We start from the raw sequence: 13,684 nt of genomic DNA on the forward strand, positions 1-13,684 counted from the left end.
TTCAACTTTCGTACAAACGCAATCTGTTTTTGAGAGCGGTTAATTCATTCTGTAAAGCATCAATCTTTTGTAGCAAATTAAAAACAATATCAATTCCTTCTATGTTAACGTTCAGTTCCTGATGCATGCGAACCATTTTTTCGATTTCATAAACTGCATCGGAATCAATATATTGGCTGGTTTCTATAGTTTTTATTTCCAATAAACCCATGTCGCTGAGGTTTGTGAAAAAAGACAGTTTTACTTCGTAATAATCACATAATACTGGTATCGGGATCAGGTTTTCCATGTTTATGCGGTTCTTAATGTAGCGAGTTCCGTAAATAATTCTTTTTCTTTTTCAGAAAGATTAGTAGGCATTTGTATTTGATAGGTTAAGTACAAATCACCAAATTCTCCTTCTTTTTTATATAGCGGAAACCCTTTTTCTTTTAATTTGACCTTAGTTCCATTTTGAGTTCCGGGTTTCACGGTCAGTTTTACTTTTCCGTCGAAAGTATCTGAGGTAATCTCGCCGCCCAATAATGCGGTATACAAATCTAGATTCACTGTTGCATAAAGATTATTTTTATCACGTTTAAACTTTGTGTGATTTTTTACCGTGAACTTAATGTACAAATTGCCTTTGGGACCACCACCGGAAACTTCGCCACCCATACCGCTTATTTTTATTTGCTGCCCGTTTTCAACCCCGGCAGGAATAGTAATGCGAATGTTTTTGCCATTAATGGTCAGCGTGCGTTTGTGCGTCGTGTACACGTCTTTGAGTTCCAGATGCAGTTCAGCATTAAAATCCTGTCCTTTAAACTGCGCACTTCCGCGTCCACCGCCACCAGAGGCAGGACCACCAAACATAGATTCAAAAAAATCAGAGAAATCACCACCTCCGCCAAATCCTCCTTCAAAACCACCTTGTCGTCCATTTCCATGGTATTGTCGTTGCTGTTTTGATTTTTCAAACTCTTCCGCATGCTGCCAGTTTTCGCCATAGTTATCGTATTTCTTACGATTTTCAGCATGGCTCAACACTTCATTCGCTTCATTGATGTCCTTGAATTTCTTTTCAGCTTCCTTATCGTTGGGATTAAGGTCGGGATGATATTTACGCGCAAGTTTGCGGTAAGCCTTTTTAATCTCGGCTTCGGTTGCTTTTTTGTCCACTTCAAGAATTTTGTAATAGTCTATGAATGCCATTGCGATTATTTTTATGTTGTGGTAATTGGGTTACGTTTGCAGCATTTGGAGACAAAAAAAATGTTTTTTTGATACTTATTGTTTTATAAATTCACTGTCGGCTTTAATTTTTACTTCATCACTAATCATTGGCGCAGGGAATTTTGGACCAATATTAAAATCAGAACGTTTTATGACAGTGCTAAATTTAAAACCAGCAGTTGGCGCTTTAGATTGGGGATTTTCAATAGTTCCTCTGTACCACATAGTAATCGTTACCGGTTTAGTTATTCCGTGCAATGTGAGTTGGCCCGTTAGTTCGTATTTGTCTTTCTCTGTTTTTTGTATTGATGTGCTTTTGAAAGTCATTTTTGGATATTTTTCAACATCAAAAAATTCATCACTTCGTAAATGATTGTCACGCATTTCCACTTCGGTATTGATTGACGCTACAGTTGTTGAAAGTTCAAAAACAGCATCACTAAAATCAGTTTTACTAGTAATTGCGGTAATATCAAATATTTTGAACAATCCGGAAATATCAGAGATACCATTGTGTACCGTGCTAAAAGTTAATTTAGAATGCATTGGATCAGCTTTCCAAGTTGTTTGGGCAAAAAGAAAAGTACATAAAAATAATGTGGTGATAATTGTTACTATTTTTTTCATGACTTATTTTTTTAATTTAGACATGCTATAAAGCAGTTAAGGAATTTCAAATCGAATTTATTTTGACATCTAAAATCATTATTTCCAAAAAAATTGTCTATCAAATTTAATCATTTATTAGATGATACAATAGCAATAAAGCGTTTTATTATAGTTAGTTATAAAAATTTAGAGCTCCTAAAATGGAGCTTTTAAAATGGATTTTTTTATTTTTATATCGAAAACAATTCGTTTTCTATTGTCTTTAAATCTTGTTTGTGTTTCAAGTCAAAAAGTAGCGCTTTGTACTTTATAAATTCTGCATCTTTTGGATTTATTTGGAGCACAAAATTTATTTTTCCTAACAAATGTTCCATATAATTCTTCTGAGTAATTTCTTTGTATTCGCGGTGTTCCTCAAAACCAAACTTCTGAATGTAATATAAGGCCTGTCGCAACTGATTGCGTTTATGGAAAATCACCTGCGGTTTTTGATTAACTACAACACCAGTAACTATTTGTCGCATATCGGGCGTCATCAGTTTGGTTTTTTTGGAATTGATGCGAAGCCCCATTTTCTCTAAAATTTCTGTCACAATTTGAAGTAATTTATTCTCATCAAAATCGCCAGAAAAACTCATGTCGTCCGCATAACGGGTATAGCGAATTTTATGTTCTTTGCAATACGCTGCAATTGCAGCATCGGCCACTTTAAAAACAATATTTGAAAGATAGGGACTCGTGGGCGCTCCTTGAGGCAAACTGCCATCTCTGGTGCATAATCTGGACAGAAGTTTTGATATTATTCTGGAATAGCCCAATTCCAGAAATTCATTTTCTACAGCTTCAACGCGTATTGACGGAAAGAAATTTTCTAAATCTAGCGTGAAAACTTTGGGTTGGTTTTTATGAAATCTCAGGTTCTCCAATAATGATACGGTTGGTCTGTATGCTTTCGCAAAAGCGCTGATGGGAACTTTATATAGTATGTTTCTGAGAATCCACATTTGAATTTCTTTCAAACTGGGGAGTGGCTCAGATATAAGTCGTTTGCTTCCATTTTTTTTTGCAACTTCAAAATCTCTGTAAAAATGGTTGGTAAACAGTGATGCTTTTTTTAGGTATTCTTTTTTGTAACCCACAAGAGCCGACAGATGTGTAGTATTGTAAATCACCGGAACCTGATGCGAATATAAAACTTCGGCATAATCCAGACAACGCTGAATGTTAGGAAGCGAAAAGCCTAATTTCCGAGATTCCCTTAAAAAAGCTTCTTTGTAATGTGTAAAATCCATAAGGTTTGGTCATTAATGGGGAAGGGACATTTATGTCCCTATACCCAATTAAGAAAACCGGGTTAAAAGTTCGGAGCTCTGCGGAGAATCTTTTAAACCTGGTGCTTGAAAGAACATTCAATTACAGAACAGTGACTCACGGCTCCGTTGGTAACCTTGGGTAACAAATTTGCTTTTTAAAAATGAATTAAAAAAACAGTTCATCCTGATTGGGGACAAATATTTTTTTACAGTCCAATTTAGGGATTTGTCTTTCAAAATCCTTGTGGATCCAATCCTCTTTTTTTTGGGTTTTAAATCGGTACGGTTTCATTTTTTAAAAATTAAAATCAACATTTAATTTTCGCAATGTTCTAATATACAATACATTACAAATATAAAGTTACAAAAAAAATGAATTGACCGCGTGATTTGTCAAAAAAATTAGTTTTAATTTTAAATTGCCTTTTACACCCGTTTTTAAAATTAAAAAAGCAAGAATGGATTGTTCTTTTTTAATTATAAAACCGTTTATAGGGAGTGTAAGTAACAACTAATTCTACGATTCTGGTGACGACATACGCCATCAAATTAATGAACTTTGTTATTATAGTGGTTTTGGTTTTTAATGATTCCGGAGTGATGCTTTGGCATTGCGAAATAATTTCGTTGAGGTGCTTCTGAAACATTGCTGAAAAACATTCCGAAAGGATTTCGACATTCATTTCCAGACTTCCGTAGGAACTCAAATTATTCAGGTTAAAGGAACCAATTGTCGACCAGTTGCCGTCCACAACGGCAACTTTTCCGTGTAAAACGGATTCATTCCATTCGAATAATTCAATGTTATAACCCAGAAGTTTGCTGTACAAGAAGCAAGTTGCCCGTCTTGTCAGCGGAAGATCTGATTTTCCTGAGAGAATCAATTTGATGACTACTTTATTTTTAGACGCTTTTTTTAAGGCTCGAATAATCCGGATTCCAGGAAGAAAATAACTGCCTACAATTATGATTTCCTTTTTAGCATGCCGAATGGATTTGATATAACCATCACAAATTTCATTTTTCCCTTTTAACCAGTCATTTTGGAGGATGCGAACGGTAGTATGTTGTTGGATATTAAATGCAGATCTAATTTTTTTGTTTCTCAGGTTTCTTTTTTTAAAATAAAGATCATGACAAAGCTGTTGCAGTGGTTGGGCAATTTCTCCGTTTAATTGGACGGCATAGTCCAGCCAAGGTTTTTCTGTGGTGGAACCGTGGTATTTATCAGCGATATTTATGCCACCAACCAGCGCAACTTTTGCATCAGCAACAATCACTTTGCGATGCAATCTTCGTCCGAGATAAAAAGTATATGTTGAAAATAAAGGGGCAAAAAAACGAATGTTAACGCCGCTATATTTCAGATCCTCCAGCAGTTCTGCCGGAAAAGATAATGAGCCCAAACCGTCCAAAAGTATGTAAATTTCAACGTTCCGGAGCGCGGCTTCTTTTAGTGCGTTGACTATTCTTTTTCCCGTTGCATCATTTTCAAAAAGATACATTTGCAGGTGTATTTGAGATTGTGCTTCCAAGATGATAACTTCTAAACGGGAAAAATAATCTTCGCCACTGTACACCAGCTCCAGATTATTAGGAACATTAAAGCTATCGTTAGTTTTTATCATGCACTTTATTTATTGTAATCTCATTTATCAAAATAAATTCCATTAGATTTTCGATGTCCAAAGTTCCGACGATTTTATTATTTTCGATAACGAGCATTAACCTTGATTTATTGAGTTGTATCAGTTCAAAAACATTTTCCAGAAGCGAATTTGCATCGAGAAAAACTAAATTCCGATCCATCACATTATAAATAAATTCCTCTTCGCTTTTTTTGGAGAGTGCCATTATGATTTGATCGCGATTTAGTGTTCCTACTGGTGTCCCTTTTTCCATGATTAAAAAATTCTTGTTTTGGCTGTCCAAAAATAATGCTACGGCAGATTTTATGGTTGCATTGGCATCAATTTTTGGATAGTCTTTCATCACTACAACGTGGACTTTAAATCCTTTTAGCATGAATTTCGATTCGGTATAATCCGCTTCCATCTGAGCCCCAATAATTACAAAAATACCAATAAAAATTAAAATAGGTGAGATAAAAAAACCAAAAAGTATAAATCCCAAAGCTAGAAATTGACCAATCCGTGCCCATATTCTGGTAGCTACATGGCGCTGCATTTGGAAGGATAATAAAGCGCGTAAAATGCGGCCGCCATCCATCGGAAACGCTGGAATTAAGTTAAAAAGCGCCAACCAGAAATTGACCAAAAAGAAATTCAGAAAAAAATTATTGGCATTGACACCATTAGATAATTCTGCCATCAATTGTTCTGAAGTATTGGGAATGGTGATGAAAAGTCCGGTAATAAATGCCAAAGCGATGTTGACAAAAGGCCTGCGACAGCCACGATTAGTTCCTCAATTGGTTTTTCAGGAATTTTTTCGAGTCGGGCTAAACCACCAATGGGCAATAGTGTGATATCTTTTGTAATTATATGATACCTTTTTGCTGCCAAAGCATGTCCTAATTCATGCAATACGACAGTTATGAAAACACTCAAAACAAATACAACTGACCATACAATTTGAGTTGCATTTTGACCTGATCGATAATTAATGTAAACGATAAACAGAATAAGTAACGAGAATGTCCAGTGAACAAAAATACCTATGTCTGCTATTTTTCCGAGTTTAAAGGAGCCTTTCATTTGGTGCGTTTTTAAGATTATAATTTGAAAAATAATTAACTATCAGTTTCGAGTATTCTCTTTGAAAAACAAACAACATATTTCATTAATTAATTTCGTTTTCAGAATTGCCATTATAAGCCCAAGCATTTAAATTGAAAATCGTTGTATGTGAAGTTCCAGAAAAATATAGAATCTTCCTTTTTGATAAGCGTCTAAAAAGACAGCAACAATGATTTTGTTGTCTATCGCGTCTTTTAAATCTTCGGTATTTACGAATTTTCTATGTGCCGTATTAATAAAGATCATGCCTTTTTTAAATATTGAAAAGGTAGTTTTGTCAAACAAATGATAGGATGATTCTTTTGAGGTAGAATGTACCGATAACACACTTGAAACCGCGAAGACGTCGTCCAAAGTCTTGTAGGATTTAGGGGTTTCATGCAGTAACTCCTGATTTTCGTCAGTTTTATAAGCTATAATTTTACAACCAAAGCCATGCATAATCCGTGCGAAAGCAGCGCCTATTTTTCCGGTTCCAATATTTTCTACTGTTTTTCGATGTAAATCAAAACCGACTCAATGATCCATTGGGTAATCTTCAATATCCAATAATATCTACCCTAAAATGAATTTCTTGTTCAGTGCCAATACGAAAACAACAGCTTGTTCAGCAGCAGAATAGGGTGAATACATGGAGACATTTGCTACCCTCATTGCCATAGCTTTTGCCCTTGGAATATCAATAAAATCTGACTGTATTGCCCGCAGCGCAATTTGTTTAACACCGCATATAGGGAGTTTTTGCAAAACCGTATTTTTATTCAAATGCTGCTCCGTAAAAACCAATTCATGATTTCGATGCTCTACTTTTTCCATAAATGGCTTATCATACCCCAAAAATTCTGTAAACTAATACTTTTGTTTTATGGTTTTTTATTTTTAAGGTGAGCCGTCAGTTTTGGTAATTTGGCGATTGGACCATAATGTTCTTGCGGAATTTTGATTTATTTTTTTAAGGTATTCCACTGCTTATTTACCCATTTTTTCTTAGATCTGGTATTCTCATTTTCTAGTTCAAATTTTTGCTCATCGAGATAATGCTTTCAGTATTTTCATTGCTTTACAAAACTTTTTTTTAAATAAATCTTCCGATGTTTTTACATTAATTGCCTGATACTTTTGTCCGCGATGCATAGCGATTGGAGTTTAAATTAAAAATTGTATGTTTTTCCAGCGTTTCAAAACCGGTAAAATATTTAGTGCTTTTTGTATCATATAATTCGGAAGATTTTTTTTCTTCATGTGCATTTTTACGGTATTTTTCATTTGTTCCAAGTTCATATCCGGGTTTTTGAAATGACTGTTTTCATAGCAATATTTACAATAGTCATTCGTTTTCTGACCGTTATTTTCGGTTCCTTTGGTGTCTTCTGTAGTCAGTGGCATTCCGCAACTTTGACAATAAAAAGGTGTATTTTCCACGTGGGTTGATTTAAATAGTTAGCTTTTTTTCTTTAGGTAGTGTCTAATTTATTTTGGGTGTACATTAGATTGTCGATGAGCTTATAAGAACTAAATTCTTGTTATCGCAAAAGGGACTCAGTTTTGGTTTTTAATTTATTTATTAGAAAAGGATAAGCAGTAATAACAAAGACTTATACTTTTCATTTTGGAATGTTTTTGGATACCATTATAAATTACTGTTATGTAAATGCGCTGTCTGTTACCAGCACATGTCCCGTTACAACAGACGCTTTATCCGAGCACATCCAGACCACTGCATTGGCTATTTCTTCCGGAAGACCAAAACGCCCAATGGGTTTAAAACCTTAAAATCGCTCAATTCTTTCTTTTGTGTTTCTGGTCAGTCAATCAATTATTGGTCTTTGAATAACGCCAGGACACATTACATTTACTCAGATTCTTTGAATAACACATTATAAAGCAGTCGTTTTTGTAAGTCTTGCAATGCCATGTTTATAAGCCACAGAAGCCAGTATTTCTGCAAAACAAATCGTTCCGACTACAGAGGCACAGTTGATAATGGCTCTTTTGCCTTGTAAGCGTATTTCGGGAATTTGATATTTAATGCAGAGGCATTTTTTTTTTAGATTTATGCTAATAGTTTTATCTAAATTTTCCTCAGAACAATCTTGGGTAGAAGCAGACGCATCCTCGATTCCGGAATTGTTGAACGCATAATCCAATAGGCCAAATGCGGCAATCGTTTGTGCAACCATTGCTTTCCTTTCATCGGTTTTTGAGACGTCCCATTCAAGAAAAATGGCTTCACTAACTAATTCTTTGATAAGGTCTACCATTTTATCATTTTCTTTCCAGTCTGCTACGGCTACTTTGGCTTTTTTTGGCGAAAGCAAGTGCAGTGCCTCTACCAATTCCCGAGCAACCACCTGTCACTAATGCTACTTTGTTCTTAAATATTGTTTCCATGATTTGGTTTTTTTAGACTATGATTTTTCTTTTTGTTTTTTGTTCTGCTTCCAAAATATTTTCGATTCCTTTTATCAAAGCATCTGGGTTAAAAGAGATACTGTCAATGCCTTCATTTACTAAAAACGTGGCGAATTCAGGGCTGTCGCTGGGTGCTTGTCCGCATAGCCCCACTTTTATTTCATAACGCTTCGCCACTCTTATGGTCTCTTTTATTAACGCTTTGACAGCAGAATTTTCTTCGCTGAACAAGTAACTCACTAATGCCGAATCGCGATCTAGCCCGAGAGTGAGTTGGGTTAAATCATTGGAACCAATAGAAAAACCATCAAAGAGTTTTGCAAAATCATCCGCCATCAATACATTGCTTGGGATTTCAATCATAACATAAACTTGCAATCCGTTGATGCCTTGTATCAAACCATTTTTAGCCATTTCGGCCAATACACGTTCACCTTCTTCGACCGTGCGGCAAAATGGAATCATCAGTTTTACATTGTGAAGTCCCATTTCGTTACGTACTTTTTTCATCGCCTCGCACTCCAAGGCAAAACCTTTTCGATAGAAATCACTATAATAACGCGATGCGCCCCGAAAGCCAATCATTGGATTTTCTTCATCAGGCTCAAAATATTTCCCTCCGATGAGGTTGGCGTATTCGTTGCTTTTAAAATCACTCATTCGCACAATAACCTCTTTTGGATAGAAAGCAGCGGCCACAATAGCTACTGCTTCGGCGAGTTTGTCAACGAAATATTTTTTAGGATCTTCATAGCCGATTGTCAATGCCGCTATTTCCAATTTTACATTCTCATCCTGTATTTTTTCAGGTTCGCACAACGCCAGGGGATGAATTTTGATAGTATTCGAAATCGCAAATTCCATCCGCATTAAACCCACACCCTGATTGGGATAATAGCTTAATTCAAAGGCTCTTTCCGGATCAGCAAGAATTAGCATCGGATCTGTTTTAGGCATTTCAAGTTTACTGAAATCCTGTTCTGTTATTTCCCATTTCAATTTCCCGTCATAAATATTGCCTACTTTGCCCTCGGAACAGGACACTGTGATTTCCTGCCCGTTTTGTATTGTTGCGGTTGCATCTCCACAACCCACCACCGCAACCGTTCCCAATTCGCGGGCGACAATGGCGGCATGGCTGGTGCGTCCGCCTTTGTTGGTGATAATCGCCGAAGCTCTTTTCATAATGGGATCCCAGTCCGGATTAGTCAAATCAGTGACTATGATCTCTCCGTTTTGCAACAAAGCACCTTCTTGCGGATTGTTCAGAATTCGGGCTTTACCCGAAGCAATCTTATCGCCAAGAGCTATTCCTTTAGTCAGAAGCGTGCTTTTTTCTTTCAATGTGTATATCTCCCGAACCTGCTTATTTTTTTTTCCGTGAACGGTTTCCGGGCGTGCCTGAACAATGAACAATTGGTTATTCAAACCGTCTTTCGCCCATTCAATATCCATTGGTTTCTGATAATGTTTTTCAATTTTAACGCACCATCGGGATAGTTGGATGACTTCTTCATCGATTAAGGAAAATTGGTTTTGTTTTTCCAAAGTCGTTTCGGTATTTACAATTGTGTTTTCTGCTGAGCTACTTTTTGATGTATCGGAATAAATCATCGTGAACTCTTTTCTGCCACATTGTTTTTTCAGCATTGGATTTAAATCCGGGTTTTCTAAAGTAGGCTTAAAAATCATCCATTCATCTGGCGTGACGGTTCCCTGAACAATATTTTCACCCAATCCCCAGCATCCATTTATAATAACAGTATTTTGGAATCCACTGTCTGGATCTATGGTAAAGGCAACTCCTGAAGATGCTTTATCACTCCGCACCATTTGTTGTACACCAACGGAAATTGCAATGTCTAATTTGGCAAAATCCATATCATAACGGTATTTTATGGCGCGGTCTGTAAATAAAGATGCATAGCACCGGCGAATGGCTTCGAGCAATTGTTGTGTTCCGTTAATATTCAAAAATGACTCCATTCTTCCAGCAAAACTGGCGGTCGGTAAATCCTCCGAAGTAGCGCTGCTTCGAACCGCCACATCTAGATTTCTTGTGCCGCATTGTTCGCCAAGCGATTGGTAAGCGACCTCAATTTCAGCACGAGTTTCCTCCGGAATGGTGGCTGATAAAATAAGATTTCTGGCTTTTTCTCCAATGGAAGAAAGATTTGAATAGTCTTTAGTATCCAGTGACATCAACAACTCTTGAAGCGGCTGTTCCAGATTGTTTTCTTTGCGGAATAATCGGTATGCTTCGGCGGTAACTGCAAATCCGTTTGGAATGGCAATGCCAATTGGATTTAGCTGATTGTACATTTCGCCAAGAGAAGCGTTTTTGCCTCCAACTTTGCTAAGGGATTCAATACCAATTTGATTGAAAAACAGGATGTGTTTGTACTTTTCCATTTCATTTTTTTTTAAATAAAAACAAGCTTTCTTTGGCGGCTATTAAAATAATAGTATTAAAAAATAGGAAGGGGCTCTAAATTAATCCGATTATAAATTTTGAAATTTGGCGCTAGGTTTAAATTTCACAGGACATTTCTACGTTGAAAGAAACAAGAAGTAGGATATTCTTCTTGCTAAAATTAATACTGTAAATTTAATAAAATATTTTTTCTAATCTTTAAAAATGGTATTTATTTTGTGTTTAAGTTGTTGTAAATCATAACAATGTGTCTTTTACCAGGTACTTTTCAAATATTATTATTTTTGGCAAGAGGCGGTGATTCAGGGACGTTTTTTTAATAAGAAGTTTGTATAAAGAACGGATAATTTTTATTTCAATTGGTTTTTAAAGTGCCATTCCAGTACTTGTGATGCTTTATCATTTGGATTTTAAACCGTAGTTTAATCTTTACGATAGGACGTAATTTTATGTTGTGAATTTTCTGTTTAATTCAAAATTAATTTTATTTTTGTAATGAAACATATTACTACTGTGATAAAAGTATGGAAAGGTTGTTTGTGAACATTAAAAAAAACAATAATGCAACCGGCAGAAATTATTAATTTTTATTAGTACCATTAAAGAAAAGTCTCATATTGATGAAAATACATCCAAAACCGGAGAATGAATTAGAAAGACTGAAAGCTCTGAAAGAATATTCGGTACTAGATTCATTACCAGAAAAAGAATATAATTCCATCACCCAGCTTGCTTCCTACATTTGTGAAACTCCCATCGCACTTGTAAGTTTAATTGATAATCAACGGCAGTGGCTTAAATCTACCGTTGGAATAGATGTTATCGAAAGTTCCAGAGACGATTCTTTTTGCCAATATACCATCATGGGTGATGGTGTTTTCGAGGTAAGTGACGCTTTGGAAAATGAAATATTTGCTGATAATCCTTTCGTAACGGGAGCTCCCAATATCCGATTTTATGCTGGAGCACCTCTTCAGGATGCAAATGGTTTTAATTTAGGATCACTTTGTGTTATGGATACAAAACCCAAAATGCTTACTGAAGAACAAAAAAACGCATTGCAATTATTGGCCGATCAGGTTGTTTTGCTACTAAATTCGCGGAAGAAAAATATAGACCTTAATAAATCGCAGAGAGAGTTGCAAAATTTTATAAACCTCTCTAAAGATTTGGTTTGTATTGCAAATGTCGATGGATTATTTTATAAAGTAAATCCAGCATTTACAGCTGTTTTAGGGTATTCCAAAGAAGAACTGGAAGGAAGTCCTTTTGTCAACTTTATTCATCCCGATGATTTGGCTTCCACGTACCACGAAGTTGAAAAACTTTCTAAAGGGGAATTGACCATTAGCTTTGAGAACAGGTATAGATGTAAAAACGGGAAATATGTTGTCTTGAGCTGGAATACTTCTCCAGATCCTGCTACTGGAAATCTATATTGTATTGCCCGAAATATGACAAAAGAGAAAGAAGCAGAACAAAGCTTAATTGATGGGAACAGATTACTGGATGAATCGCAAAGTATTGCAAAAATTGGCAGCTGGAAATTTGATTTGGTTACTAATGACCTAATTTGGTCGGAAGGTCATTATCGTATTTTTGAAATTGACAAGTTGCCTACGGATCAATTGTATAAAGCATACAGAAGCAGAATTCATAAGGATGATTTAGCAAAGCTGGATAAAGTCAGTGAAAATGTGAACAAAACTGGAAAAGATTTCAAAATCAAATACCGAATAGTATTTCCGGATCAACGAGTTAAACATATATTAGAGATTGGTCAGCCTTTTAAAAATGAAAATGGCGAGGCGACTGTATTAAAAGGTATTGTTCAGGACATCACCGCGATAACGATCGCCGAACAAAAAATCATTCAAAAATCGAAAGAAATACAAGACATCCGATCGGCTCTTGATGAATCCGCAATTGTATCTATTTCAGATCAATCAGGACTGCTTACTTACGTGAACGATAATTTCTGTACTATTTCTAAATATTATAAGAACGAACTTATAGGCAAAGATCAGCGCAGTATAACTGGGCATTTTCCTAAAGAATCGACTAAAACCACATTGCGAACCATTGTTAAGGATACTATTTGGAAAGGGGAAATACGCAATTTAGCCAAAGACGGTTCGTACTACTGGGAGAAAGCCACAATCGTTCCTTTTTTGGATGAAAAAAATAAACCCTATCAATATATTTCAATAAGTACGGATATAACGGATCAAAAAAACGCAGAGGAAAATTTAAATTATGCGTTGCTGAATCTTGAAAAGAAGAATAAAGAACTCGATCAGTTTGCTTACGTAGTTTCTCATGATTTGAAAGCTCCGCTCAGGGCAATAAATAATCTTTCTGAATGGATTGTTGAAGATATGCCGGATATGCCAAAAGAGGCAAGCGCAAACTTTGATTTATTGCGCGGCCGTGTGTTACGAATGGAAAACTTGATTAACGGAGTTTTAGAATATTCCCGTATTGGTCGGGTTGAAATTGAGAAAGAAACCATTGATTTGAAACTGATGCTAAGCCAGGTGATTGATTCGATAGTTCCGGCTGAAGGTTTCGAAATCGCAGTTGACGACAACTTTCCGATTATTATATCTGAACGAATATTGCTGCAACAGGTGTTTAGTAACTTGATTAGCAATGCAGTAAAACACAATAATAAAGCTTTGGGGAAAATTGAATGTCATTATCAATCGGTATCTGGTTTTCACCAATTTAGTATCAAAGATAATGGTCCCGGAATTGCGGAAGAATATCATAAAAAAGTATTTAAAGTTTTTCAAACTATTGAGGCACGCGATGTTAAAGAGAGCACCGGAATAGGATTATCTATTGTCAAGAAAATTATTGAAGAAAAAGGAGGAACAATTTATATTGAATCCGAACAAAATAAAGGGTGTAGTTTCATTTTCACCGTACCAAAATAAATA

At 35.8% G+C, this 13,684-nt stretch carries 15 protein-coding genes; 2 read left to right on the top strand and 13 right to left on the bottom strand.

Annotation, left to right across the window (positions count from 1 at the left end; translation table 11 throughout):
* Window position 1 precedes the first annotated feature (1 nt).
* From ACP7AT_RS12550 to ACP7AT_RS12595, 10 genes are all read right to left on the bottom strand, one after another.
* Window positions 2–289, bottom strand: coding sequence for a chaperone modulator CbpM (locus tag ACP7AT_RS12550; protein ID WP_426064664.1), 288 nt, complete (start codon window positions 287–289; stop codon window positions 2–4).
* Window positions 290–291: 2 nt separating this feature from the next.
* Window positions 292–1,194 carry a DnaJ C-terminal domain-containing protein gene (locus ACP7AT_RS12555; RefSeq protein WP_426064665.1) on the bottom strand — a complete coding sequence of 301 codons (903 nt, stop codon included), beginning with the start codon at window positions 1,192–1,194 and terminating at the stop codon, window positions 292–294.
* Between the two features lie 75 nt (window positions 1,195–1,269).
* On the bottom strand, window positions 1,270–1,842 hold the full coding sequence (locus tag ACP7AT_RS12560) for a YceI family protein (RefSeq protein ID WP_426064666.1): 573 nt from the start codon (window positions 1,840–1,842) through the stop codon (window positions 1,270–1,272).
* A 212-nt stretch (window positions 1,843–2,054) separates the two neighbouring features.
* A complete protein-coding gene (locus ACP7AT_RS12565; protein WP_426064667.1) occupies window positions 2,055–3,116 on the bottom strand; it encodes a reverse transcriptase domain-containing protein in 1,062 nt (353 codons plus the stop codon).
* 494 nt (window positions 3,117–3,610) lie between these two features.
* A complete protein-coding gene (locus ACP7AT_RS12570; protein WP_426064668.1) occupies window positions 3,611–4,765 on the bottom strand; it encodes a phospholipase D-like domain-containing protein in 1,155 nt (384 codons plus the stop codon).
* Complete coding sequence (locus tag ACP7AT_RS12575) at window positions 4,752–5,522, bottom strand: CBS domain-containing protein (RefSeq protein ID WP_426064670.1); 771 nt, start codon at window positions 5,520–5,522, stop codon at window positions 4,752–4,754. The genes ACP7AT_RS12570 and ACP7AT_RS12575 overlap by 14 nt, the downstream gene beginning before the upstream one ends.
* Window positions 5,468–5,854: a site-2 protease family protein gene (locus ACP7AT_RS12580; RefSeq protein WP_426064671.1), complete on the bottom strand. Its 387-nt coding sequence runs from the start codon at window positions 5,852–5,854 to the stop codon at window positions 5,468–5,470. Before ACP7AT_RS12580 ends, ACP7AT_RS12575 begins: the two co-directional genes overlap by 55 nt.
* Window positions 5,855–5,983: 129 nt before the next feature.
* Window positions 5,984–6,376 carry an NAD(P)-dependent oxidoreductase gene (locus ACP7AT_RS12585; RefSeq protein WP_426064711.1) on the bottom strand — a complete coding sequence of 131 codons (393 nt, stop codon included), beginning with the start codon at window positions 6,374–6,376 and terminating at the stop codon, window positions 5,984–5,986.
* 75 nt (window positions 6,377–6,451) lie between these two features.
* Window positions 6,452–6,712: a hypothetical protein gene (locus ACP7AT_RS12590; protein WP_426064672.1), complete on the bottom strand. Its 261-nt coding sequence runs from the start codon at window positions 6,710–6,712 to the stop codon at window positions 6,452–6,454.
* A gap of 330 nt (window positions 6,713–7,042) precedes the next feature.
* Window positions 7,043–7,318 carry a zinc ribbon domain-containing protein gene (locus ACP7AT_RS12595; protein ID WP_426064674.1) on the bottom strand — a complete coding sequence of 92 codons (276 nt, stop codon included), beginning with the start codon at window positions 7,316–7,318 and terminating at the stop codon, window positions 7,043–7,045.
* Window positions 7,319–7,516: 198 nt separating this feature from the next.
* Here ACP7AT_RS12595 and ACP7AT_RS12600 point away from each other — a divergent pair, with 198 nt between their 5' ends.
* Window positions 7,517–7,669 carry a hypothetical protein gene (locus tag ACP7AT_RS12600; RefSeq protein WP_426064675.1) on the top strand — a complete coding sequence of 51 codons (153 nt, stop codon included), beginning with the start codon at window positions 7,517–7,519 and terminating at the stop codon, window positions 7,667–7,669.
* Between the two features lie 104 nt (window positions 7,670–7,773).
* On the opposite strand, the gene ACP7AT_RS12605 is transcribed toward ACP7AT_RS12600, so the two are convergent.
* The 3 genes from ACP7AT_RS12605 to ppsA are packed head-to-tail and all read right to left on the bottom strand — an operon-like array spanning window position 7,774 to window position 10,720.
* Entirely contained in the window at window positions 7,774–8,157 is a 384-nt protein-coding gene (locus ACP7AT_RS12605) for an SDR family oxidoreductase (protein ID WP_426064676.1), read from the bottom strand.
* Window positions 8,158–8,161: 4 nt separating this feature from the next.
* Complete coding sequence (locus ACP7AT_RS12610) at window positions 8,162–8,287, bottom strand: hypothetical protein (protein ID WP_426064677.1); 126 nt, start codon at window positions 8,285–8,287, stop codon at window positions 8,162–8,164.
* Between the two features lie 12 nt (window positions 8,288–8,299).
* Window positions 8,300–10,720 (bottom strand): phosphoenolpyruvate synthase, encoded by a 2,421-nt coding sequence (gene ppsA, locus ACP7AT_RS12615; protein ID WP_426064678.1) that lies wholly within the window; start codon window positions 10,718–10,720, stop codon window positions 8,300–8,302.
* A gap of 642 nt (window positions 10,721–11,362) precedes the next feature.
* Here ppsA and ACP7AT_RS12620 point away from each other — a divergent pair.
* Window positions 11,363–13,681, top strand: coding sequence for a PAS domain-containing protein (locus ACP7AT_RS12620; RefSeq protein WP_426064679.1), 2,319 nt, complete (start codon window positions 11,363–11,365; stop codon window positions 13,679–13,681).
* Window positions 13,682–13,684: the final 3 nt, after the last annotated feature.

Source organism: Flavobacterium sp. DSP2-3-1 (assembly GCF_049896865.1).
Lineage (GTDB): Bacteria > Bacteroidota > Bacteroidia > Flavobacteriales > Flavobacteriaceae > Flavobacterium.

Bases quoted from the DNA above. Each gene is read 5' to 3' on its own strand.
- ACP7AT_RS12550 (WP_426064664.1), bottom strand. From the start codon at position 289: ATGGAAAACCTGATCCCGATACCAGTATTATGTGATTATTACGAAGTA.
- ACP7AT_RS12555 (WP_426064665.1), bottom strand. From the start codon at position 1,194: ATGGCATTCATAGACTATTACAAAATTCTTGAAGTGGACAAAAAAGCA.
- ACP7AT_RS12560 (WP_426064666.1), bottom strand. From the start codon at position 1,842: ATGAAAAAAATAGTAACAATTATCACCACATTATTTTTATGTACTTTT.
- ACP7AT_RS12565 (WP_426064667.1), bottom strand. From the start codon at position 3,116: ATGGATTTTACACATTACAAAGAAGCTTTTTTAAGGGAATCTCGGAAA.
- ACP7AT_RS12570 (WP_426064668.1), bottom strand. From the start codon at position 4,765: ATGATAAAAACTAACGATAGCTTTAATGTTCCTAATAATCTGGAGCTG.
- ACP7AT_RS12580 (WP_426064671.1), bottom strand. From the start codon at position 5,854: ATGAAAGGCTCCTTTAAACTCGGAAAAATAGCAGACATAGGTATTTTT.
- ACP7AT_RS12590 (WP_426064672.1), bottom strand. From the start codon at position 6,712: ATGGAAAAAGTAGAGCATCGAAATCATGAATTGGTTTTTACGGAGCAG.
- ACP7AT_RS12605 (WP_426064676.1), bottom strand. From the start codon at position 8,157: ATGGTAGACCTTATCAAAGAATTAGTTAGTGAAGCCATTTTTCTTGAA.
- ACP7AT_RS12610 (WP_426064677.1), bottom strand. From the start codon at position 8,287: ATGGAAACAATATTTAAGAACAAAGTAGCATTAGTGACAGGTGGTTGC.
- ppsA (WP_426064678.1), bottom strand. From the start codon at position 10,720: ATGGAAAAGTACAAACACATCCTGTTTTTCAATCAAATTGGTATTGAA.
- ACP7AT_RS12620 (WP_426064679.1), top strand. From the start codon at position 11,363: ATGAAAATACATCCAAAACCGGAGAATGAATTAGAAAGACTGAAAGCT.